The following is a 21,981-nucleotide window of genomic DNA, read 5'->3' as shown; positions in this document are numbered from 1 at the left end:
CTCCTTTTTGGCTCCTTAATAACTAATCCTCGTTAGTTTATTTTGAAGTACCTCTTTATAAGTTCCACGGTCGCTCCAAAAATATATTTTTCTTTGAAAAATACCCTTTCATATTATATAATAAAAAACACGAACAAACGTTTCGGTTTTATCTAAACCTTGAGGTTTTGTGTATAGCCGACACCTATACATTGGTTTATATTTGGAGGCTGGATATGGATATTAATGAATTTCAACAATGGGTAAAGCAGTATTACCAGGAGAGAAGCTGGTCGGATTTAGATATATTCGTCCGAATTGGTTTCTTGGCAGAAGAAACGGGAGAGGTTGCGAGAGCCATTCGCGCCCTGGAAATCGGCAGAGACCGTCCTGATGAGATCGATGGTTCATTCGAGGATAACAAGAAACATTTAACTGAAGAACTTGGAGACGTACTGGGTAATCTTATCGTGATCGCCAACAAGTATGACATCACCTTGGAAGACATATTTCGGACACACCAGCAAAAACTTGCAAAGAGATATTCATAAGGGGGATCTAATATGAAAAGCATTGCTGTTTTCTGCGGTTCCAGTGATGGAGCGTCTACGATTTATCGAGAGCATGCTATTGCTCTGGGCAAGGCACTTGCCGAACAAGAGATAAGCTTGGTTTATGGAGGAGCAAGCGTTGGTTTAATGGGTGCAGTAGCTGATGCGATACTTCATGCAGGAGGTCACGTCATCGGTGTGCTCCCTCACTTTTTGCAAAGCCGTGAAATCGCGCATAATAGCCTGAGCGAACTAATCATTGTTGATTCCATGCATGAACGAAAATCTAAAATGGCAGAGATTGCGGACGGGTTTATTGCTTTACCAGGTGGCCCAGGTACGATGGAAGAATATTTCGAAATTTTTACATGGGCACAATTAGGCTTGCACGAAAAGCCATGTGGTCTTTTAAACATTAACCATTATTACGATCCTCTTATTTCCTTGTTTGATCGTATGGCTGAGGAACAATTTATGCAGGAAAAATATCGTGCGATGGTACTTACGGATACTACTCCGCAAGGAATCCTGCGGCAATTTACCAATTACACTCCTCCTGCCGTCAAAACATATATCACGAGCAAACGGACCTGACATTAGAAGGGTACATATGGCTCAACAGACATACTGTCCCAAATGATATGAAGGGAACACCACCGTCAACATCATCCCAGTGGTGTTCCTGTGAAATTGAGAGAAATTACAGGTTATACACCTGCATTTAACTATGTAGTCATCCAATGAACGATGTCACGTCTAACGAGAACGCCAATTTTAAATACCAGCGCCCGTAGCGGTTGGATGATCAATTTGCTCACTTTCCTGAAAATCACGGCGATAGAACCAACCGATCAGAACGGCAATGGTTGTCATAGCCGCAGCCAGTAAATACACCTGCACCATGCCGAAACGGTCTGCATACCAGCCCAGGAATAACAAGGATAGGCCGAAAGCGAGATTCGTAAGCACATCAATACCCGCCATCACTTTAGGGAGCTGAGCGGCCGGGGCACTCGTTTGCAACAAGGTACGGCGAATAATTCCTGCCATTTGAACCGGTAAGCCGGATACAGCAAAAAGAACAAGCGCAGCGACTGGGATCGTATTGAGCGCAAACACCACCGTAATCAGCACATATACGAGCAACGCTCCGAGCATGTACAGAAAGCTGTTTCTTTGCAGCCGCTTGACCAAGCCAACGACGAGCAGTCCGCCCAGAATCGTACCAGAGAAAAAGGAGGCATTCATAAAGCCCCACCAGCTTGCATCCTGATGCAGCACCTGAGTAACATACGCCAGAATAAATACGCCAAGCCAGGAGGTTCCTCCAATGGTGTCCACACTATCCACGATCATCAAAGAACGAATGCGGCGGTTATGCCAAATGATCTGCCAGCCTTCCCCAAGCTCCTTCCAGTGAGAGCCTTTTTCCTTTGCTTTTGCTGTTTCTGACCCGCTCGTGGCAAACTCTGAAGATTCGGGGCTTAATTCCTTTTGATCCAGCGGATCACGAATGAATGAAGTAACAGTTACAGCCACCAAATAACAACAGGATGCGATCACAAGCGTATTCAGGGAACCGAGCCATGCCACAATAATTCCACTCAACGCCCAGCCTGCACATTTAACCACTTGATCACTGACCGCCACCATGCCGTTGGCACGCATCAGTCCTTCGCCGGTTGCCAATCGGGGTACAAGCGCATTACGTGCCGGGTTGGTCCAGCCATCCAGAAATGACATACCAAACACCATCACGAAAATGAACAGAAACGACCTCTGATCAGGCGTGATCCACAAATAAAGCAGCAACAGCGTAAAGATGACAAACTGCCCAAATTGGGAAAATAGCAAAATACGCGTCAGTCGAAATCGGCCGAGGACTATCGGTGCAACGAGCCCGCTAAGCACTTGGGCAGACAATCGGAAGAGCGGAATCAAAATGGTCGTCATTAAAGAATTACTTGAGCTGAACACCAATACCACTACACTCAACATGTAGATGATATCTGCTACGTTGGAGATCGTCTGAGACCCCCACAGGTAATAAAAAGAGCGTCTGATCAAAAAAATTTCCCCCTCTTTGGTACATCACCGAATTATGTATTGCCATAACCAGACCTCCCCTTGTTGATATTACAATTCTGTAAAATGTCTAGTTTTTTGTATATTCTACGCATAACCTTAAATTCCCTTCTTTTATCTTTATAGGAAATTCGGTGTCCAATATGCTTTCACGCCCATTTTCCAACCTTATCCAGAACAAAAAAGCGCCTACAGTGCTCTTTTCCACCCAAAAATAGGTGAAAAAGAGCACTGCGACGCTTCTTAAAATACAGTTACATTTATTTTATGTCATAACACGGTGATATTGGGATGTATATTTAGCTCGTTTTGCTCTCTACTTCGTTAAATCCTCCACAAATTTAGGCAATACAAACGCCGCTTTGTGTAAACGGGGACTGTAATACCGAGTATCCATCTCTGGAATTTGTGCCTCGTCTATTTCCAGCGGATCATACTTCTTGCTCCCCAGCGTGAATGTCCAGAGACCACTCGGATAGGTTGGAATATTCGCACCGTACACACGTACAATCGGGAAAATCTCCTTCACATCTTTGTTGACCTTCTGAATCAAGTCAGCCTTGAACCAAGGGTTGTCCGACTGCGCCACGAAAATACCATCTTCCTTCAGCGCTTCAAAAATACCTTGGTAAAACCCGCGCTCGAACAACGGTGCTGCCGGACCGACCGGCTCTGTTGAATCGACCATAATCACGTCGTATTCATTTTTATGCTCAATAATGTGCATGTATCCATCATTAACCAGTACTTCTACGTTGGGCTCATCCAGCTTCCCGGCGATTTCGGGCAAATATTGTTTGGAATATTCGATCACCTTGCCATCGATCTCAACCAGCACAGCCTTTTCCACCTCAGGATGCTTGATAACCTCACGAATAACTCCGCCATCGCCGCCGCCCACAACCAGAACCTTTTTCGGATTCGGATGGGTATTCAAAGCGGGATGTGCTACCATTTCGTGATATACGAATTCATCCTTCACGGTAGTCATTACCATACCATCCAGTACAAGCATGTTGCCGAATTCCTCTGTCTCGATCATCGCCAGATCCTGAAACTCCGTTTTCTCAGAGACATACGTTTGTTTGATTTTTGCTGTAATGCCGAAAGAGGGAGTTTGCTTCTCTGTAAACCACAAATCCATCATTTCAACCTTCTTTCTCATCAAATTATGTGTCCGACAATCCTTTTATCGTTCAGGCCGCGCCCTGGCGGTTCTGGTCGTGGCAATATAAACATTGACTTCCTTAATATCTGCAATACGCACACGCCGGATTTGCTATATTTATTGTACCAAACACACTGTACTTTCACACTTTTGCTTATAGGCGATACTTGGATAACCTGAAAAAGCCTTTTTAGACTCGATCTCGTATAAAATACACACGTACACGCATCTGATGAATAGACGCTTTCGGATTGACAATACTGAGAACATCAACCATGGAAGGAGGTGGCAAGATGGCCGCTACAACCGGGCAATTCCCCAAACGCAAGCCGCTCTGGCTTCGATGGTTTCAGGGACTGCTGTCACTCACCATTCTGACGGTCATCGCTGCCTGCATTCTGCTCGCCTATTTATATACCACCAGTCTCCCGCTCGCGGATACGGACCGGAATTCGCGTCTGCTCGATAGCCAGGGCCAAGTCATTGCCACCTTCTCTGCCGGAGGCAAGGAATCCATTCCTGTCCAGCTGGATCAAATTTCACCCGATCTGATTGCAGCTACGCTGGCTGTGGAAGACCGGAAGTTTTACGATCATTTTGGCTTTGATTTCAAAGGCCTGGGCAGGGCCGTGCTTGTCAATCTGACCCATTGGGATATGTCGCAAGGAGCCAGCACGCTGACTCAGCAGCTTGCACGCAATTTGTATCTATCTCATGAGAAAACATGGACACGTAAGGCCAAGGAAGCCATCTATACCGCGCAGCTTGAAATGAAGTACACCAAGAAAGAGCTGCTGCAAATGTATTTGAATGAAATCTATTATGGTCACGGTGCCTACGGCATTGAAGCGGCTTCGCAGATGTATTTCGGTAAGTCCGCAAAAGATCTGGATTTGGCTGAAAGCGCCCTGCTGGCAGGTATTCCGAAGGGACCGACCTATTATTCGCCGTATAATCATATGAAAAACGCCAAGGATCGGCAAAAAATTGTGTTGGATTCCTTGGCGCTCACCGGCAAAATTACTCCAGCCCAAGCTACCAAGGCCTATGAGGAAATGCTTGCCCTGCGGCCCGAGAGCCAGCGCCGGACGGTAGAAACAGCCCCCTGGTTCCGCGACTACATCCGCCAGCTTGCAACGAACCAGCTGGGAATTAGTGAAAGTGTGCTGGAGCATGGCGGCCTAAGCATTTATACCACGCTGGACATGCACATGCAGCAAGCAGCCGAGGCGGCTGTAGACGAGGGCATGAAGAACAGCAACGGACTGGAAACGGCGTTGATCTCCATTGACCCGCGCAGCGGGCATGTGAAGGCCATGGTTGGAGGGACCAACTATGTCGGCAATCAGTATAATCATGCGCTTGCCACAACCCGGCAGCCTGGCTCGTCCTTTAAGCCGATTATGTATCTGAGCGCACTGGATTCTGGCGAATTGACAAGTACGTCCAAGTTCGAAAGCCGACCGACGTTGTTCCACTACGACAACAACCGTAAAACCTACAAGCCCAAAAATTTTGGAGACAAATATTTGGGCGAAATCGATCTGCGGCGTGCGATTGCGGCGTCCGATAATATTTATGCTGTAAGCACCATTTTGAAGGTGGGGACAGACAAGGTCATGGACCTCGCCCGCAAAATGGGCATTACGAGCGAGCTGAAGCCCGTGCCTTCCCTCGCGCTGGGCGTATCGCCTGTCAGCCCGTTCGAGATGGCCTCGGCCTTCTCGGTCATCGGCAGCGGCGGGCAAAAGGTCGCACCGGTTGCGGTGCTGCGCATCACCGATGCGGCCGGGCGGTCGCTCTATGAAGCACCGCAGACCGCTCCGGTGCAGGTAGTGAAGCCCGCCTCTGCCTACGTCCTCACACGCCTTATGGAAGGCGTGTTCGAGGAAGGCGGCACCGGCAACCGGGTCGCGAAGCTGATCAAGCGCCCGGTTGCCGGGAAGAGCGGCACGACCAACACCGATGCGTGGATGGTTGGCTTCACACCCGAGCTGTCCACCGCCGTCTGGGTCGGCTATGACAAGGGCAAGGCCATCAGCACGCAGGATGCCCGGCGGGCGGCACCGATTTTCGCGCAGTATACGGAGAAAGCACTGGAGAATGTGCCGCCCAAAATCTTTCCCATTCCTGACGGCGTCGTCAGCGCCTACATTGATCCGGCCAGCGGCAAGCTGGCTGCGCCGGACAGTCCGGATAAGCGGCTGGAGGTATTCGTCAGCGGCACGGAGCCGAAGGAAACGCTGTCAGGACAGAATAACCCACCGACAGCGGCACAGACTGACCAAACGGAGCGGCAGGCAGAAAAGAAATCATGGTGGAGCAATTTCAAGCGATGGTGGATGGATTAATCACGAAAAAGACTGAAGGAACGCTATAAGCGCTTCTCTCAGTCCTTTTTTACTTCATTTTATTTCCTCATATCTCCCATATATCTCTCTTGCCACGATTATCCGCAGCTTCCCCTTCCGGTACGCTTTTCCCCAAAGGTATGCTTACCAAAAGCAGCTAAACGACTCGATACGGTTGGTGTCTACACCATAATAAGTCCAGAAACGACCATTCCACCGAAATCCCGCTACGGATGTTCTGCCTACAAAGATGGGATACAGCCAGAAGCGCTCCCCATTCGTCAGCCATACAAACGTGTTGCGGAACAAACACCCGGAGATGGCTAAAGGGTCAATAGCATAGGCCGTGACCAGTGGCTTTGGTGGCGTAAATTGCGGTGGTGGGGCTGTTGGCGCTTGAGCTTGGGGTCCGAGTGGACCTTGGGATCCCGGTCCTATAGGGCCAAGCGGCCCTGGCCCTGATGGTGGGCCAAAAAGCCCCTGCGGCGGTGGCGAAAAAGACCCTCCCCCGGGTGGTGGTCCCATCGGTGACGGGAACGAACCCTGTGTGCCAGGAAATTGTGGAAGCGAGGGACCTGACGGTGTGAATGGGCCCGGAGTTCCCGGTTGCGTTCCGAAAGGGACCTGTGGCATTAAAGACATGTGTTTCACTCCTTGTGTTCTAGGCTGATGTATCCTATGCGGGACATCAGCCCGTGGACTGGGCGAATCCCCATACCGTCGCCGCATTCCGCTATTTCGTCCCTTTTCATCAAAAGTTCTATCCTGACCCAATTAACTCCCTGTCCGAACATGCGCCAGCTCGATTTCATGCACCATCTTAATCTCAACTCGTTTTCTCAGCTCATGATACTGATCCAGCAACCGATAAGCATATTGCTCCCCCCAATGTACCAATCGCGGAATGATATCTGCCTGAGTGCATTTAAAGCTTAATAAAGGTAAAAATTCATTGAAAAGCTTTGATCCATCGCTTTATCCAATTCGGCCGCCAGTTGTTCACGATACGATTCGCATGGAAGATGTACCAGTCCCATATTGGACAACCACATCCGTATAGGCGGAAATGATGCTGGCATCCAGCTTCTTGCCTGAACCGAACATTTCCACAAGCCTCTCTGTTGTGTCCATCATTCTGTTATCCTCCCTTCACATATATGTATATCCTCATGAAGTGCTTCTTTTATGGTTGAATATTTCTATTCGAAAAGCGGGAAAATATTAGCATCTACCATCCAGTCCAAGGAGCTGATCTGATGCAAAATTACAACCCAAAAATTACAACATTTTTTATGTTCTCCGGTCAAGCAGAAGAAGCCATACAATTTTATACCTCTGTGTTTAAGCCGTCGGACATCATCAGCGTACTTCATCAGGAGAACGGAGCCGTGTTACATGCTGTATTCACCCTCAAAGGACAAACCTTCATGGCTATTGACCAAAATCATCAGGACAAGCACCCTTTTACCCCGGCCCTATCGCTATTCGTCACCTGTGATTCGGAAGAAGAAATTCACCAAGTGTTTGATCAGCTATCGCAGGAAGGTCAAGTTCTAATGCCCCTTGAGGCCTCGCCCGTAAGCCAACTATTTGGGTGGGTTGAAGACAGATACGGAGTTTCATGGCAATTGAATCTGGCAAAAGGGTAACATGCTTAAAGCTAATATACCAATTCGCAAAATTCGGAATTACAAATCTCTCCCCTTTAAAAACGAAGTGGATTCCGCATTGCACAAGTCCTTTCATTATCTATCCAGTGAACTTAAGCAAAAGATCGAACAATTGCAGCAGCGGCTTGTCTTCTGGATACCCCCGCATGACATAGAAGTGCCTTTCCTAAGAGAGCTACTGGAGAGTGCGCTGGAACAACGCGTCATTACAATTGTTTATGAAGCAGCCACGCGTCGAGAAAGGATGATCCAGCCACTCGGTATTTATACAATGAACGGATTATGGTATTGCCAGGCTTATTGTTTCTATGGTAAACGCACTTCACTAATTTCACTCCGTAGTCCACACTCTGCGAATCTGGGCTTCTGCTTCTTTGATTTCAAGCAAATATACGTCCGGATTCGAAAGTGTTTTCCACTCCTCAAACCCAAACTGCGAATCGTAATGTCGAATGAGAAGTGACAACAGAGCCCCATGAGTTACAATGATGATCGTTTTTTCTGTCCGTTCTATAAGCTCCTGAACAAGCTGTATTCCTCGATCTGCCGCTTCACGGGATGATTCCCCTCCCTCCAGCTTCAAATCCTCGTCCAGATAGGTCTGTTTCAGCACGTCCATCCAATGATCTAAATGCACACGGCTAAGCACCCGTTCCTGAAGACGTAGATCAGTATACACCTGCAACTGTTTCCGTTCAGCCAAAGGCTGAATGGTTTGCACGGCCCGTTCCCACGGGCTGGATACGATATATTCCACACCTACATTCTCCATAAAATCAGCCAATTGCTCAGCTTGTTGGATACCTTCATCGGTGAGTCGGGCATCTGGCTCCTGTCCTGTTGCTTTGGCATGTCTCGCAAAGTAAATCTTCTTCACGTAATCACTCCTAACCAGTAAAGTTAGTTACACTTCTCTACTTTTGTGAACCTCTGATTAAACCTGAATAAAATAAAAAAGCACTCTTTGCAAGAGTCATTGTCACACAAATTTAGAATTCTATATATTGACAAATAACTATTTTTATGTTATAATTAAGGTTTACATATTTTAATTTCGTGATACGATTCCTTTGTATTACATCAACTCTTTTAGGAGGATTCGATGCAATTGGACAAGGGAATACAGATACTTCAGGTTTCTTCTACCATCATGGGACGAACAGAGAGCATTCACCCCACCTTAATGTGGGACGAAGATAATATGATTTTAGTGGACACGACTTACCCCGGGCAAATACCGCTTTTACAAGAGGCTATTCTAAGTACCGGATTCACCATACATAAACTTACCTCCATATTCATTACACACCAGGACCTTGATCATATCGGCAGTTTGGCAGATGTAATTCGGACTTGTTCATCCCCAGTTCAGGTGTTTTCCAGTTCTATCGAAAAGCCCTATATACAGGGAGAAAAGCAGCTTATAAAGCTGACACCAGAAGCGATAACTCAAGCTGTAAACTCCATGCCCGAATCTGTCCCGGTAGAGTGGAGACATGCATTCCGGCGCACACTTGAAAATCCCCCGAAGGCTGCCGTAAACTCCACGATCGTTGCTGGGGAGGAATTGCCCTTTTGTGGAGGGATCGTAGTTATAGATACTGCTGGTCATACACCGGGACACCTAAGCTTCTATCATAAGACCAGTCAAACTTTGATTGCAGGAGATGCTCTGAACGTAGTGAGTGGCGAGCTACAGGGGCCAGATCCACAATACTGTCATGATTTTAACATGGCGAAAGATTCTCTTAAAAATCTGCTCCCCTATGATATTAAAAAAGTGATTTGCTTTCATGGAGGGCTTTACGGAGGCAATTGTAATCGGCGGATATCTGAAATATGCGGTTTGTGACTTACTTATCTAAAGAAAAGACTAACCAGAAATTCCAGTTAGTCTTATCCTACATATTTTACTGTTAAACCCCAAGAATTTACCTAATGATCTTACGCAGTAGGAAGCTGAATGCTGACTAGGCTTTCAAATAGACTCTCAATACAGGTGCATCAGGAGAAGCAGACGAGCCTTCCAATATTTCCACATGACTGATCATTTCTTGCCCGTCTGGAACAATTACCGGAGTAATTACCGGCAAGCCATCCTGTTGAATAGCGTCCAGATCAAACTCCATCAATAATTGCCCCGCTTTAACGTTATCTCCTGTTTGGACATGAGGGTTAAAGCCCTGCCCTTTGAGTGAGACGGTATTAATCCCGACATGTATCAAAACTTGTACACCACATTCATGCTCAATTACCAGGGCGTGCTTGCTTTTCTCCATCACATGAGCGACTTTCCCCGTAAAAGGAGCCGTGACTCTGCCTTCAGACGGATGAATAGCGACGCCTTCCCCCATAGCCTTTGTAGAGAACGCAGGATCTGGAACCTCTTCAAGGGAAACCACTTGTCCTTTAATTGGTGCTATCATGTCGAATTCTTCAATACGAGGAGCCGCCTTCTTTTTCAACCATTTAAACATAACGATGCCACCTTATCTACAGATTACATTCATAAACAGTGAACATGACTTAACTACACTCTTTTAGGAACCGGTTCCACAAAAGATATAAATAAAAACCGGATTTTGGAACCGATTTCTATTTGAATTATAGTGAATGCCTTTCCAGGATGTCAAGGCGCTATCAGTCAAATAACCACATATATCAACAATTATGATTTTGTTACTTTGATATGCTCCAACAAATCATGGGTTAGATCCTTTTAAGAAATTCATTTTCTTTGATTATATTCAAAACATTTTAACATGTAACCCAATTTCACCAAAGGTAAATATTTATGCTCCTATGTAGTTACTTCGATTGATGAATTATTTACTCGGTGCTTTTTACAAATTTTCGTTTTTGTTCTTATCATCTTTATGATTTCTTAATTTCATATCTGACTTCATACCTAATAGAATAGCCACAAGGCCTAATCCCCAAAATACAATAGCATCATTTATCTGCCTTAATCGGTATGAAAGCTTGCAATTGAAAGCATCACAAAGCTTAAACAAAGTTTCCAATTGGGTCGTTTCTATATTTGTCTCGCGATATAATTTATTGATTAAATTTCTGCTAAGTCCCGATAAACTCATCAGCTCCGTTAAAAAAGCAGTTCCTCCAAATACGGAGAAACTGCTTCTGTGGTTGATCTTCCGCTTACCCTTCCAGCGCCTGCTTCAATTCCTCAGGCGAAGCGTCCCACCATTCCTCATTATGAGAAATCAGCAGGCTTTTGAGTGCTGCTTTATCCTGACTGCCGAGATCCTCCAGCATGAAACGACGCTTGAGCGCGTAATCCATACGGTTGACGTGATCGGCGAGGATTTTCCAGCCGCGTTTGGCTTCGTCGTCAATCAGCATCTCACAGGCAGTCGCGCCGCCGTACACACGTCCTTCGGGTGTGCGGTCCACGGCTACCCATACCAGCCAAACCTGGCGTCCGTTTGGTACATCCTCTTTATTGGTAGAAAACTTAATCCCGCGTTCTACTTTACTTTTGGCATGCATAGCACCGACATCAATTTTGGCCTCGCCGCGGTCAATAATGACCGGGGACATGCTGTTCAGGTCGATTGAACCTGCGCCGAAGCCCTTATGTTTACTCTTGCCACTGACAATGTTCAGTGCAATCTGTTTTTTGCCGTCCGGCTGATTTTCACTCATGCGTCACTAAGCCTCCATTTTCCGTCTTGACACTCATTCTACACTATAAATATTTTAACTAATAATCTCCCGAAAGCAAACATATACATGCTGTAGATGCTTGTCAACGGGAGGTATCCATTGTATGACCCCAGCACGCACCAAAATCGTTTTATTGTCTACACTAGCCCTCGGTCTCCTCGTAGGGACGTTATGGTTTGCCTGGCAGCCTGAATCTAAGTCCGATCCGCAATCCTTGGGCAAACCGCCGTACGATTCCCAGTCGGAGTCTGCGCTTGCGCCAAACATGGGCAAGCCTCTGGGGGCAAACATCCTGCCTGACGTACCCCAAAGTCCTCCACAGCCTGCTTCGGAGATTCTTAGCAAGCGTGTGGTGGAATACCACATTGACGTGTCTCTGGAAGAAGGACAGGTTTTGCGGGGCACCGAGACGCTTACATGGAAGCATCCGGGCACCAAAACCGTGAACGATCTGTACCTGCATCTGTACCCCAATGCCTTCTCTTCCATGGAAACCACCTTCATGAAGGAATCCGGGGGCAAGCTGCGCGGCGACACCATGCCCAAGAACGGCTTTGGCTCCATGACACTAACTGAACTTAAAACGGAAGACGGTTTATCCCTCCTGCACCGGACTCAATACGTGCAGCCGGATGACGGTAACGTGAACGACCGCTCGCTCATGAAGGTACGTCTCCCCAAGCCAGTCCGAGGTGGTGAAAGCATTACATTATATATGAAGTTTGAGGTAAAGCTACCCGCCATCTTCGCACGTATGGGCGCAACAGATGATTTTGTCATGGCGGGTCAATGGTTTCCCAAACTTAGCGTCTACGAAACCGCAGGACAGCGTGGACGCGCCGAGGAAGGCTGGAATCTGCATCAGTATCATGGAAACTCCGAATTTTACGCCGATTTCGGAATTTACAGTGTGCGGATTCGAGTGCCTGAAACATACATCGTGGCTGCAACTGGATTCCCCACCCGTGGAGCAGTCCGGCAAAATGGGCAAAAAATATATCAATTCTATGCCGATGACGTGCACGACTTTGCATGGGCCGCTTCACCGAATTTTGTAGCCGCAGAAGAGCCATTTTCCTCTGCCGAGGTGCCGGGTGTCAAAATCAAACTGTATCTCGACCCATCGCACAAGGAGCTCAAGGGACGCTATATGAGCGCAGCCAAGGCCGCTCTTTCCTATTACAGCAAGTGGTACGGGCCTTATCCATATTCGACCCTGTCCATCGTTGTACCACCCAAAGCAGGCAGCGGCGCGGGCGGCATGGAATATCCCACACTCATTACGGCTGCAGCGGCTGATAACCTGAATCCAGGCTATAGTCTGGAGCGGACAGTCATTCATGAGATTGGGCATCAATATTTCTATGGAATGGTGGCAAACAACGAATTCGAGGAACCATGGCTGGATGAAGGCTTTACCTCTTATGCAGAGGAACGGCTCATGGAGCAAGAGTACGGACTTATCCCCAACTTGCCGTTACAGTCTGGACAGGTATCTTCCCCGCAGCCGTTAAACCGTGAGTCCTGGAAGTACGGCTCAGCTATTAAATATGCACAAAATGCCTATTCTCGGGGTAAGCTGGTGCTGCGTGGCATTGAACGCCAGGTCGGCGTAAAAAAAATGGACCGAATTATGCGTACCTACGTCCAGACCTACCGATTCAAGCATCCATCCTCACAGGATTTTCAGCGTATCGTCGAAAGAGTCACCGGACGTTCGTGGAGCCACTATTTTGAACAATATGTATACGACGGCCAGATGGCGGATTTTTCAGTGGATCGCATTACGAACCGCAAGCTGGCCAACGGATACGAAGCAACCATCACACTCAGCAAAAAAGGGGCAGATTATCCCAAGGTCCCTGTTCAAGTTACCTTCAAGGACGGTACAACGATATTCAAGGCTTGGGACGGCATGGGCAAAAGCACCACCTATCGACTCAAAAGTGCATCTCCGGTCTCCCATGTGATTGTTGATCCACTGTACACGATTGCGCTGGAGAACAAGCATATCAATAACAGTCTGAAGGACGAACTGAACGAAAAAACCCAGACCCGTTGGAGCATAAGTGTAACCAAGCTGCTGGAGACACTGCTTGGAAGTCTGTCATGGTGAGGTGTCTATAGATGCGTACCGTTATAAAAGAAGGCTGGGCGCTTGTGCGCATACAATTTTATATTGTCATCATTCTATTTTTGTATCGACTGCTATGGGGCGTTTTTCTCTATCGGGTGGTACAATCCGCCGTTATTCCCCTACTACTGCGCTACCCTGATCAGGGTCAAAATGAACTGGGGCAGACCTTGTTTTGGATGGAGAGCCAGATTGCCCTGACAGACAACCGGGAGGTTCATATGTATCTGTGGATACTACTGGGGGCAACGGTGCTGCGTATACTGATTACCCCCTTCATCCGGGCGGGAATATACCAAAGTCTGCACACCCATGCGACCGAGCCGCAAAGTCTGTCTTTTTTCCGTGGAATGAAACGTCATGGTTTATCATCGCTGATCTATTACGTCATCGAGCTTGGGCTCTTGCTGCTCCCTGCTTTCTGGGTGGTGCCGAGGCTCTACCCTATCGTAGCCGGGGCGCTGCAATCTCCCGCCTATCTGCTGCATGTGCTGCCCTATGCCATCGGTTGGATCGCTTATGGCTGGTTCATCCGCCAGTGCATCCTGTACATGCAGCTAGGCACCGTAGGTGGTCACGCCATACTGTCGTCGCTGCTCGCCTTCTTTCGCCAAATCCTTCCGGCTATCGGTATTTCGCTTCTGCTCGGCGCAGGTGTGCTGCTTGTCCTTGGCCTATTCGGCACGGTGGCGATGATTTGGACTGGCATGCTGGCACTCATTCTCCAGCAAACGTATCATTTTGTTACCAGTCTGGTCAGGCTATGGCACATCAGTTCACAGTACCGCCTATGGCATACCGATATCTCCGACAGAGGTTGAACCCCCACTCCGTTCCTCCTGAGCAATTTCTGGCTGTCGAAAGGCAACTATCTATATCCACTCCTATCCATGTAAACGGCACATAACTGAATACTCTTAACAAAATCTGTTCCCGCGATAAAGGGAGCAGATTTTTTTGTAATTTTTTGCGATGAAACATTTGCCAAAGCCAGCCAACTTTGTTACAATAATCGCAGTGAACTGATAGTAACAACTTTGTAATCTTTATTGTAACCTTTACCTTAAAAACATCGTTATCGTGAATACTGCTCTCCAAGGTGCACATCTTAAGTTAAGCCTAATTCCTGGCACCTAGGAAGCGGGGGAACCAGTTTGGGTGAATTGATCTCGCAACAGAGTGGTCATAGGGGAACCTTCTACCGAATCCTTAAGCTAACCTCGCAGGCATTGGAAGGGGTATTTTTTTTTGAAGAAGAAACTAACAATCGCAGCCATGGGTCTTGCCATTGCCTTTACATCTTTTACATTCGGTGGCGGCAGTGCATTTGCAGACTCCAAGATGGACCAGGTCATCCAAGATACCAAAGGAACGAGCTACAGAAGCGGAGGCACTACACTCGACGGATTCGATTGCTCCGGCTTCACAATGTATGTATATCAAAAACTGGGAATTAAACTGCCGCATCAATCCGGATCACAATTCAAAATGGGATCTTCCGTATCCCGCGATGAAATGAGACCTGGAGACCTGGTGTTCTTCAACACCACAGGTAGAGGCATTTCCCATGTAGGTATCTTCATGGGTGAAGGGAAATTTGCTCACTCCTCATCTTCACGTGGTGTAGTTGTTAGCTCACTGAACGAAAATTATTACGCTAACCGATATGTCGGTGCCAAAAGAATTATGAGCACAGATGCTTACCACGCTGTAGCTTCTGAAACTCCTGATGACGACAACGTAGAATAACTAACGAACAGCAAGCTAACCTGAGCCGCAATTTGATTCTGGCCGGAATCGAATTGCGGTTTTTTATGTCCGCAACATCAGAAACGTTATTTTTACTGACGAACTGACACCTCAAAAGGTTTCAGTTTTTGCGAACATCGTCGGTTTTACCGTCACGACGGGGGGGAGTATATGAGCAGTAAAGCCTTCTTATTGAATGTATACCCGACTTGGGTATGAAATAAACACGCTTGCCAATCCCCTGCAACTTGTCTACAATCTGTTGTTAATGGTTTAAGTACTTGTAAAAGGAGGATGGGAAGACATGCCGGCCTCAATATCTAACTACCGAATCGTGCCGATGGACGAGCAGCAGGCGGCTGCGATATGTGAGTGGCGCTATGATTCACCCTACAATATATACGGCTGGTTACCTTGGGAACAAATGAAGGCGCTTGAGGTCGAATTTGGAAACCCCTCGCTTCGCCAGGAGCAATATGTAGCCGTACTGGATGACGAGAACATACTAACCGGATTTGCTCAATATTTCCCGATGATTGGCGTGACCCGGCTAGGTCTGGGAATGCATCCCGGATTGTGTGGACATGGCAGAGGCGCCGAATTTGTCCGTGCAATTGCCGAGGAAGCCAGACGACGCAACCCTGAGAATGAAATTGATCTGGAGGTCCTGACTTGGAATGGGCGCGCCATCCGGGCTTACAAGGCAGCCGGATTTGAGCTTACGGATACCTATGAACGTCAGACTCCCGATGGCAAGAAGCCATTTCATTGTATGGTATATCATCCCGACCACCAGCCTCATGTTCTATGATAAAAGCGCCTTCGGCATACAACTGCATTGTTGTATATCGAAGGCGCTTTTATCATACGACAGACCACGATTAGCTCAATGACTGCTACGCATTTTCTCAAAAGCTTCATTATATTGTTGGGCTTCCTTAATATCCACGGCCATAATGCCACCGTCATCCCAGGAGGTTAAACGCAGGGTCACGGTCTTATAATCAATCGTAATAAATGGATGATGATTAAATGCTTCCGATATAGCAGCAACTTCATCCACGAATGCAATCCCTTTCATAAAACTGGAAAAATTATATTTCCGGACAATCCATCGTCCTTCCTCCAGTTCCCAGCCCTCCAGCTTCTCCAGATGTGCTTCAATCTCTTCTTGTGTAAAAGGCATGATACGACTCCTCCCTGTTTATACGGAAGCCTTTCAGCCGCTTGAATGCGACCAAAACTACGATATATTGGTGTCCATATTACCACGGCCCCGTTGATAAATCCATAAAACGGCCTGTTCAAATCAAAGGTACCGACGTCAGCTCCTCATCTCCAATGAGCACATAGATACGGTGCTGCTCCGGTTCATAGATGACAACGCCGCTGCCCACAGCGATAACGGGCTCTTTACCCAGTGCATAAAACAGATCTTCAGCCAGCGCTTCATTGACTTCCTGACGCCCTGCCGGGTCCAGTCTGTCCCAATCTTCTGCTTCCATTTCGAAAAATTCATAGCTATCTGGAATGCGTCCCACAGCCTCTGTCAAATCGTTCAAAATTTGTTCATACTCCCGTCCGTGCTTCACTCCCATGCCATTTCCTCCAATTCTTCCACCATTCATTACATAATCACCTTATTATACCGGAAATTCGTACTTAACAAAAAAGAGAGTTTTGTCGATAAATACTATAATCCGTCTTGTAATGACGTGCCTGGGGCAAGGACGACCCCGGCGGCATGAAAGGATTCAAAATCTATTCTCATGGATGAGGTGTATCATGCAAATTTCAACCATTATCGGACTTGTACTCGGGATTGTGTCATTGGTCGTCGGGATGATTCTCAAAGGCGCGCCAGTGATCAACTTGGTCAACAACCCCGCTGCTTACATGATTATTTTTGTCGGAACGGCAGCAAGTATTTTTATGGCCTTCCCGATGGAAGAAATCAAACGCATTCCGAAGCTGTTCAAGGTTATTTTCACGGAACAAAAGCTTTTGGACCGTAAAGAGCTCATCGGCACGTTTACCGAATGGGCATCCATTACCCGTCGCGAAGGTCTGCTTGCGCTGGAATCCAAGGTAGAGGAGATCGACGATCCCTTTATGCGTGGTGGTATGCGTATGATTATTGATGGTAATGATCAGGAATTCGTGCGAGATGTTCTAATGGAGGACATTAACGCTACCGAGGATCGACACCGCTCCGGCGCGCTGATTTTCTCTCAGGCTGGTATGTACGCTCCAACGCTCGGGGTACTCGGTGCCGTCGTAGGTCTGATTGCCGCTCTGGCCGATCTTAGTGACATGGCCAAGCTGTCTCATGCCATCGCGGCAGCCTTTATTGCGACGTTGCTTGGTATTTTTACAGGTTATGTCCTGTGGCATCCAATGTCCAATAAGCTGAAACGGTTATCCAAAAAAGAAGTGGAGCTTAAATTGATGATGGTCGAAGGCCTGCTCTCAATTCAATCAGGTATATCCACCATTGCGATCAGCCAGAAGCTGACGATATTCCTGACTCCAACCGAACGGGCTACCCTGACCAAGAAGGATGGGGATTCCGGTGAGTAAAAAAAGACATGAACCGCACGAGGAGCATGCCGACGAAAGCTGGCTGTTGCCCTATTCCGACTTGATGACCCTTCTGCTAGCTCTTTTCATCGTCTTATTCGGGATGAGTGCACTCGACGCCAAAAAATTTGAAACTATGGCTCAATCCATGAGTGCGGCTTTTAGTGGCGGCACTGGCATACTGGATCACTCTGCCGCCAATCCATCGTCACAATCCGCAGATATGGGCAAAAATAAAGAACAGGTAACACAACCTATAAAGTCTAAAGCAACTTCTACGGCTGAACTGCAAAAGCAACTCGCCCAGCGGGAAGAAGAGGATTTGAAAAAGCTCAAAAAGCAAATGGATCAGTATATTGAAAATAATGGCCTGACTCCACTGCTCAATACAAAACTGAACCAATCCCAGCTCATGATAACTATTAGTGATAACGCCTTGTTTTCATCGGGTCAGGCTGAGGTAAAGCCGGAAGCGAGAAAGCTGGCCAAGTCCATCTCCAGCATGCTCCAGCAGTTTCCTGGCTATGATGTTATCGTATCAGGTCATACAGATAATGTGCCGATTTCCAATAGTCAGTTTCCGTCCAACTTTGATTTGAGTGCCAAACGATCTCTGAATTTCTTGCGCATTTTGCTACTCAATCCGCAGCTTGATCCAACCAAATTTGTATCCATCGGTTATGGTGAGTATCGTCCACTAGCAAGTAATCAGGATGGTCAAGGACGCTCCAAAAACCGCCGTGTCGAAATTTCCGTACTACGTAAATATCAGAACGGCACACAAGTTATCAGTCCTACCTCAAGCTCGAATGAAGGTTGATTATGTATATGTTATATAGACAAAGGCACCGCCGCATTTTTTATGCAGCTGGTGCCTTTTCATTGTGATATTCCACTCTGCCTCTTGTCCTATCCATTGCCCTGCCATCTATCAGCCGTGAGAAGCCCTCAGGTTTAGCTGAGTGTATAATTCAGCATCTCACCTAGCTCCTGCTTCTCCGTCTCTGTCAGGTCACGCCAGGCGCCTCTCTGAAGCGACCCTAATCGAATATTCATAATCCGCAGACGTTGCAGCTTCTTCACCTCATAGCTGAAGGCAGCACACATGCGCCGGATCTGACGGTTTTTCCCTTCCGTCAATATGATGCGGAATACGTACTCAGATACACGCGTCACTTCGCAGGGGAGCGTCCGCTGACCGAGTATTTTTACACCTGTGGACATCCCCTGCACAAAAGATGGTGTGACGGGTCGATCCACCGTTACGATATATTCCTTCTCATGCTTGCCTTCCGCCCGTAAAATCTTATTCACAATATCTCCGTCATTGGTAAGTAAAATAAGACCCTCCGAATCTTTATCCAGACGTCCGATTGGAAAAATCCGCTGCGAGTGCCCCACAAAGTCGACAACATTCCCTTGAATGTGGCTCTCTGTCGTGCTTGTAATCCCCACCGGCTTGTTCAAAGCAATATATACGTGACCAGACTTCTCGCGGAGTGGCTTGCCGTTCACACGGACATCGTCGCCCTCCTCCGCCTGACTGCCCAGCACCGCCACCTCGCCGTTAATCGTCACGCGGCCGCTCTCTACCAGCTTGTCCGCCTCCCGGCGTGAGCAAAAACCGGTTTCGCTGATAAACTTGTTAATGCGCAACCTGTGTACCCTCCATTTCTACTGTCACGCTTCCTTCTGCTGCCCGTCCAGTTGCTCAGGCTCGGCAGTTGGAAGCTGCACAAGGGCTGTCGTTCCCTCTCCCTCTATGCTTTCAATATCCAGTGTGCCTTTATGACTCTGTATAATACGCTGGCTGACCATAAGTCCGAGTCCTGTACCTGTTTCTTTGTTTGTGAAAAAAGGTTCCCCCAGCTTGGACAGCATCTCTGCTGGAATGCCCGTCCCTTGGTCCCGTATGAAGATTTTAACGCTTTCTCCCTCCAAGAACAAATGAATCGTTATCGTACCACCCTTGCTCATGGCCTCCATACTATTTTTAAGCAAATTAATGAATACCTGCTTTAACTGATTTTCTTCGGCATATACGAAGGCAGGCTCTTCCGTTACTTCAAGATTGAACACAATGCCCAGCAGATGCGCCTGACTATCGAGCAAGGAAATAACATCACTCACAATATAGCGCACATCTTTTTTCTGAAAATGTACAGCCTGCGGCTTCGCCAATATTAAAAATTCGCTAACGATCAGATTAATACGATCCAGCTCGGACAGCATAATATCGTTATGCTTCAGATTCAGCGCTTTATTTTGCTGCTGTAACTGGAGAAACCCGCGCAGCGTGGTCAGCGGATTACGAATTTCGTGCGCCACCCCTGCCGCCAGTTGTCCTACCGTCGTCAGCTTCTCCGATCTGCGCAGCAATTCCTCCATCCGGTTGCGGCCTGTAATATCCCGCGAGACGCTGATAAATCCCAGAATTTGGCCTTCTTCATCCAGAATGGGCGATGTACTCATACTAATCTCTACCGTACTTCCATCCTTACGCATTCGAATGGACTCAATAGACACCATACTCTCTCCCTGAAGCAATCTTTCCTTCTGAAATTCGTACTCTTCCTCTTGCTGTGGCGGTACGAACTGGAGTTTACGCCCGACCAATTCTTTTTTGGTCCAGCCGTACAAGGCTTCAAAAGCATGATTGACCCGGATGACACGCTCCTCCTGATCAGTCACATGAATCGCATCAGCGGTCTGATTAATAACAGACTCTAAATGCTCCTTAACAGAACGGTTCTCCTCATACATCTGTTCGAGTCTCCGTGTATACATCCCAAGGTTATAGGCCATCGCATTGATGCGCTCACCTAGTTGTGCAAGTTCATGACCACCCTTAACCTGTAGCCGTGTGTCAAAATGGCCGTCGGCCATCTCGTTCACCTTTCCCAATATCGACTGAATTGGACGGACAAACAGGCTTGCCAGCACATAACTGCCAATGATCACAACCTCTAGTAAAACAATAGAAATGGCAATCAGACTGATTAATTGCTTATAAATAACGGAAGAGATCGTATCATAATTCATAACAATTCGAATGACATAGGCATCACGGTTAGCCGGATAAAATGGTATGTAACTGACGAGGACCCGTTGGCCTTTAATATAGCAGTCCTGTACAATACTCTCCCCGGAGAAAATCGCCTTGGAAACAGCCAAACGATCCTCCTGCACCCTCGCTAGTTGATAAGTGCCGAATCGGATAGGCTTATTGTACATGTAATAATATTTTCGGTCGTTTCCATGATTGTCCATCGTAGCGCCACCGAAGGTTGTGGGGTTAATTCCTGTTATCTCCATGATGCGGTAATCCACTTGTTGGGTTTGCTTTACGATTTCATCGGGGTTGAGAATCGGTATAAAATTTTGCACTTCACTGTCCTGAAAGGAGATTCGGATCATATAGTTGCGCTTCTGGTCATAATAAAATCCCCACTTGTTAATATGGGTGGCATCTGAGCCTGTATAGTCAAATGCTCCAGTCCAAAAATGTTCCAGATGTTGACCATGCACCAATCCAGCCTGTCCATGCTCATATAATTGATCAACTGCATTTTTCCAATAGCTAGTCAACGGATCGCCAGATATGATCTCTTTCGGATTCGACGATTTGGCGACCTTATACCCCTTTCCATCACGCACCATCAAGGAAATATCAATATCCCCGCTGCGCTTGGTCATCTGTTCGAGTTGTTCCTGCGTAATATGATCGATATCAGGACCTAGCTTGCTGGCAGCCAGCGTGGCAAAGAGCCACAAATTATATCCAAGCTGCTTGTCGACAGCCTCCCAGCTTTGTTGAGCTTGTTCAATGGCACCTCCAATAGTCTTGGCCGTCAGAACCATTTTCGTTTCGCTGTCACTTCTTAAATTTTCGTGGGTCGTGTAATAGTTGAGTGCAATATTTAACAAAAGGATGAACAGAACGGACCCCGACAAAATGATCGTAATTTTGATTTTTATCGACACACTGATTTCTCACCTCTTGCCGTATGCTGGCGATTACTGGCAA

At 47.2% G+C, this 21,981-nt stretch carries 22 protein-coding genes, 2 pseudogenes and 1 riboswitch; of the genes and pseudogenes, 12 read left to right on the top strand and 12 right to left on the bottom strand.

Annotated elements, in window-relative coordinates:
• Window positions 1-215 precede the first annotated feature (215 nt).
• Both QMK20_RS00195 and QMK20_RS00190 read left to right on the top strand, forming a co-directional pair.
• Entirely contained in the window at window positions 216-530 is a 315-nt protein-coding gene (locus tag QMK20_RS00195) for a MazG nucleotide pyrophosphohydrolase domain-containing protein (RefSeq protein ID WP_014279118.1), read from the top strand.
• A gap of 12 nt (window positions 531-542) precedes the next feature.
• Complete coding sequence (locus QMK20_RS00190) at window positions 543-1,124, top strand: LOG family protein (protein ID WP_283654110.1); 582 nt, start codon at window positions 543-545, stop codon at window positions 1,122-1,124.
• Window positions 1,125-1,304: 180 nt separating this feature from the next.
• Here the strand turns inward: QMK20_RS00190 and QMK20_RS00185 are convergent, their stop codons facing one another.
• Window positions 1,305-2,597, bottom strand: a complete 1,293-nt coding sequence (locus QMK20_RS00185) for an MFS transporter (RefSeq protein ID WP_283654109.1) — start codon at window positions 2,595-2,597, stop codon at window positions 1,305-1,307.
• 334 nt (window positions 2,598-2,931) lie between these two features.
• Window positions 2,932-3,759: a polyamine aminopropyltransferase gene (gene speE / locus QMK20_RS00180; RefSeq protein WP_283656163.1), complete on the bottom strand. Its 828-nt coding sequence runs from the start codon at window positions 3,757-3,759 to the stop codon at window positions 2,932-2,934.
• 317 nt (window positions 3,760-4,076) lie between these two features.
• Between speE and QMK20_RS00175 the strand changes: the two genes are divergently transcribed.
• Window positions 4,077-6,134, top strand: coding sequence for a transglycosylase domain-containing protein (locus QMK20_RS00175; RefSeq protein ID WP_283654108.1), 2,058 nt, complete (start codon window positions 4,077-4,079; stop codon window positions 6,132-6,134).
• Window positions 6,135-6,278: 144 nt separating this feature from the next.
• On the opposite strand, the gene QMK20_RS00170 is transcribed toward QMK20_RS00175, so the two are convergent.
• Both QMK20_RS00170 and QMK20_RS00165 read right to left on the bottom strand, forming a co-directional pair.
• The gene (locus tag QMK20_RS00170; RefSeq protein WP_283654107.1) at window positions 6,279-6,776 is read right to left on the bottom strand and encodes a transporter; all 498 of its coding nucleotides are present in this window, start codon (window positions 6,774-6,776) and stop codon (window positions 6,279-6,281) included.
• Window positions 6,777-7,133: 357 nt separating this feature from the next.
• Window positions 7,134-7,268: a hypothetical protein gene (locus tag QMK20_RS00165; RefSeq protein WP_283654106.1), complete on the bottom strand. Its 135-nt coding sequence runs from the start codon at window positions 7,266-7,268 to the stop codon at window positions 7,134-7,136.
• A gap of 122 nt (window positions 7,269-7,390) precedes the next feature.
• Between QMK20_RS00165 and QMK20_RS00160 the strand changes: the two genes are divergently transcribed.
• Together QMK20_RS00160 and QMK20_RS00155 are read left to right on the top strand one after the other, a co-directional pair.
• On the top strand, window positions 7,391-7,783 hold the full coding sequence (locus tag QMK20_RS00160; RefSeq protein WP_283654105.1) for a VOC family protein: 393 nt from the start codon (window positions 7,391-7,393) through the stop codon (window positions 7,781-7,783).
• 1 nt (window position 7,784) lies between these two features.
• Window positions 7,785-8,099 (top strand): annotated as a pseudogene (locus QMK20_RS00155) (WYL domain-containing protein); the annotation flags it as partial.
• Window positions 8,100-8,135: 36 nt separating this feature from the next.
• On the opposite strand, the gene QMK20_RS00150 reads toward QMK20_RS00155, so the two are convergent.
• On the bottom strand, window positions 8,136-8,681 hold the full coding sequence (locus QMK20_RS00150) for a histidine phosphatase family protein (protein WP_283654104.1): 546 nt from the start codon (window positions 8,679-8,681) through the stop codon (window positions 8,136-8,138).
• Between the two features lie 225 nt (window positions 8,682-8,906).
• Here QMK20_RS00150 and QMK20_RS00145 point away from each other — a divergent pair, with 225 nt between their 5' ends.
• On the top strand, window positions 8,907-9,656 hold the full coding sequence (locus tag QMK20_RS00145; protein WP_283654103.1) for an MBL fold metallo-hydrolase: 750 nt from the start codon (window positions 8,907-8,909) through the stop codon (window positions 9,654-9,656).
• 118 nt (window positions 9,657-9,774) lie between these two features.
• Here the strand turns inward: QMK20_RS00145 and QMK20_RS00140 are convergent, their stop codons facing one another.
• From QMK20_RS00140 to QMK20_RS00130, 3 genes and pseudogenes are all read right to left on the bottom strand, one after another.
• Complete coding sequence (locus tag QMK20_RS00140; protein ID WP_283654102.1) at window positions 9,775-10,281, bottom strand: PTS sugar transporter subunit IIA; 507 nt, start codon at window positions 10,279-10,281, stop codon at window positions 9,775-9,777.
• 498 nt (window positions 10,282-10,779) lie between these two features.
• Window positions 10,780-10,956, bottom strand: a pseudogene (locus tag QMK20_RS00135) (helix-turn-helix domain-containing protein); the annotation flags it as partial.
• Between the two features lie 7 nt (window positions 10,957-10,963).
• Window positions 10,964-11,470 (bottom strand): YwhD family protein, encoded by a 507-nt coding sequence (locus QMK20_RS00130; protein ID WP_283654101.1) that lies wholly within the window; start codon window positions 11,468-11,470, stop codon window positions 10,964-10,966.
• 124 nt (window positions 11,471-11,594) lie between these two features.
• Here QMK20_RS00130 and QMK20_RS00125 point away from each other — a divergent pair, with 124 nt between their 5' ends.
• The 4 genes from QMK20_RS00125 (at window position 11,595) to QMK20_RS00110 (ending at window position 16,185) form a co-directional block, all read left to right on the top strand.
• Complete coding sequence (locus tag QMK20_RS00125; protein WP_283654100.1) at window positions 11,595-13,607, top strand: M1 family metallopeptidase; 2,013 nt, start codon at window positions 11,595-11,597, stop codon at window positions 13,605-13,607.
• An 11-nt stretch (window positions 13,608-13,618) separates the two neighbouring features.
• Window positions 13,619-14,446, top strand: coding sequence for a hypothetical protein (locus QMK20_RS00120; RefSeq protein WP_283654099.1), 828 nt, complete (start codon window positions 13,619-13,621; stop codon window positions 14,444-14,446).
• A 285-nt stretch (window positions 14,447-14,731) separates the two neighbouring features.
• Window positions 14,732-14,869: riboswitch (cyclic di-AMP (ydaO/yuaA leader) on the top strand.
• Between the two features lie 4 nt (window positions 14,870-14,873).
• Window positions 14,874-15,374, top strand: coding sequence for a C40 family peptidase (locus tag QMK20_RS00115; protein ID WP_044646841.1), 501 nt, complete (start codon window positions 14,874-14,876; stop codon window positions 15,372-15,374).
• A 304-nt stretch (window positions 15,375-15,678) separates the two neighbouring features.
• Entirely contained in the window at window positions 15,679-16,185 is a 507-nt protein-coding gene (locus tag QMK20_RS00110) for a GNAT family N-acetyltransferase (protein ID WP_283654098.1), read from the top strand.
• Between the two features lie 75 nt (window positions 16,186-16,260).
• Here QMK20_RS00110 and QMK20_RS00105 read toward each other — a convergent pair whose 3' ends face one another.
• Together QMK20_RS00105 and QMK20_RS00100 are read right to left on the bottom strand one after the other, a co-directional pair.
• Window positions 16,261-16,560: a 4a-hydroxytetrahydrobiopterin dehydratase gene (locus QMK20_RS00105; RefSeq protein ID WP_007428083.1), complete on the bottom strand. Its 300-nt coding sequence runs from the start codon at window positions 16,558-16,560 to the stop codon at window positions 16,261-16,263.
• Window positions 16,561-16,678: 118 nt separating this feature from the next.
• Window positions 16,679-16,972, bottom strand: a complete 294-nt coding sequence (locus QMK20_RS00100) for a hypothetical protein (protein ID WP_283656162.1) — start codon at window positions 16,970-16,972, stop codon at window positions 16,679-16,681.
• Between the two features lie 187 nt (window positions 16,973-17,159).
• On the opposite strand from QMK20_RS00100, the gene motA reads away from it, so the two are divergent.
• Together motA and motB are read left to right on the top strand one after the other, a co-directional pair.
• Window positions 17,160-17,954: a flagellar motor stator protein MotA gene (gene motA, locus QMK20_RS00095; protein ID WP_044646838.1), complete on the top strand. Its 795-nt coding sequence runs from the start codon at window positions 17,160-17,162 to the stop codon at window positions 17,952-17,954.
• Window positions 17,947-18,774 (top strand): flagellar motor protein MotB, encoded by an 828-nt coding sequence (gene motB / locus QMK20_RS00090; protein ID WP_283654097.1) that lies wholly within the window; start codon window positions 17,947-17,949, stop codon window positions 18,772-18,774. The genes motA and motB overlap by 8 nt, the downstream gene beginning before the upstream one ends.
• Window positions 18,775-18,908: 134 nt before the next feature.
• On the opposite strand, the gene rluF is transcribed toward motB, so the two are convergent.
• Complete coding sequence (rluF, locus tag QMK20_RS00085; RefSeq protein ID WP_283654096.1) at window positions 18,909-19,610, bottom strand: 23S rRNA pseudouridine(2604) synthase RluF; 702 nt, start codon at window positions 19,608-19,610, stop codon at window positions 18,909-18,911.
• Window positions 19,611-19,634: 24 nt separating this feature from the next.
• On the bottom strand, window positions 19,635-21,938 hold the full coding sequence (locus tag QMK20_RS00080; protein ID WP_283654095.1) for a PAS domain S-box protein: 2,304 nt from the start codon (window positions 21,936-21,938) through the stop codon (window positions 19,635-19,637).
• Between the last annotated feature and the right edge of the window lie 43 nt (window positions 21,939-21,981).

The sequence above is a fragment of the Paenibacillus sp. RC334 genome (assembly GCF_030034735.1).
Classification (GTDB): domain Bacteria; phylum Bacillota; class Bacilli; order Paenibacillales; family Paenibacillaceae; genus Paenibacillus; species Paenibacillus terrae_A.
This window is presented reverse-complemented; position numbering and strand designations above follow the sequence as displayed.

What these genes read in the sequence shown, in the direction of transcription:
- QMK20_RS00195 (WP_014279118.1), top strand. Translation starts at nt 216, where the DNA reads ATGGATATTAATGAATTTCAACAATGGGTAAAGCAGTATTACCAGGAG.
- QMK20_RS00190 (WP_283654110.1), top strand. Translation starts at nt 543, where the DNA reads ATGAAAAGCATTGCTGTTTTCTGCGGTTCCAGTGATGGAGCGTCTACG.
- speE (WP_283656163.1), bottom strand. Translation starts at nt 3,759, where the DNA reads ATGGATTTGTGGTTTACAGAGAAGCAAACTCCCTCTTTCGGCATTACA.
- QMK20_RS00175 (WP_283654108.1), top strand. Translation starts at nt 4,077, where the DNA reads ATGGCCGCTACAACCGGGCAATTCCCCAAACGCAAGCCGCTCTGGCTT.
- QMK20_RS00170 (WP_283654107.1), bottom strand. Translation starts at nt 6,776, where the DNA reads ATGTCTTTAATGCCACAGGTCCCTTTCGGAACGCAACCGGGAACTCCG.
- QMK20_RS00165 (WP_283654106.1), bottom strand. Translation starts at nt 7,268, where the DNA reads ATGATGGACACAACAGAGAGGCTTGTGGAAATGTTCGGTTCAGGCAAG.
- QMK20_RS00160 (WP_283654105.1), top strand. Translation starts at nt 7,391, where the DNA reads ATGCAAAATTACAACCCAAAAATTACAACATTTTTTATGTTCTCCGGT.
- QMK20_RS00145 (WP_283654103.1), top strand. Translation starts at nt 8,907, where the DNA reads ATGCAATTGGACAAGGGAATACAGATACTTCAGGTTTCTTCTACCATC.
- QMK20_RS00140 (WP_283654102.1), bottom strand. Translation starts at nt 10,281, where the DNA reads ATGTTTAAATGGTTGAAAAAGAAGGCGGCTCCTCGTATTGAAGAATTC.
- QMK20_RS00130 (WP_283654101.1), bottom strand. Translation starts at nt 11,470, where the DNA reads ATGAGTGAAAATCAGCCGGACGGCAAAAAACAGATTGCACTGAACATT.
- QMK20_RS00125 (WP_283654100.1), top strand. Translation starts at nt 11,595, where the DNA reads ATGACCCCAGCACGCACCAAAATCGTTTTATTGTCTACACTAGCCCTC.
- QMK20_RS00120 (WP_283654099.1), top strand. Translation starts at nt 13,619, where the DNA reads ATGCGTACCGTTATAAAAGAAGGCTGGGCGCTTGTGCGCATACAATTT.
- QMK20_RS00110 (WP_283654098.1), top strand. Translation starts at nt 15,679, where the DNA reads ATGCCGGCCTCAATATCTAACTACCGAATCGTGCCGATGGACGAGCAG.
- QMK20_RS00105 (WP_007428083.1), bottom strand. Translation starts at nt 16,560, where the DNA reads ATGCCTTTTACACAAGAAGAGATTGAAGCACATCTGGAGAAGCTGGAG.
- QMK20_RS00100 (WP_283656162.1), bottom strand. Translation starts at nt 16,972, where the DNA reads ATGGGAGTGAAGCACGGACGGGAGTATGAACAAATTTTGAACGATTTG.
- motA (WP_044646838.1), top strand. Translation starts at nt 17,160, where the DNA reads ATGCAAATTTCAACCATTATCGGACTTGTACTCGGGATTGTGTCATTG.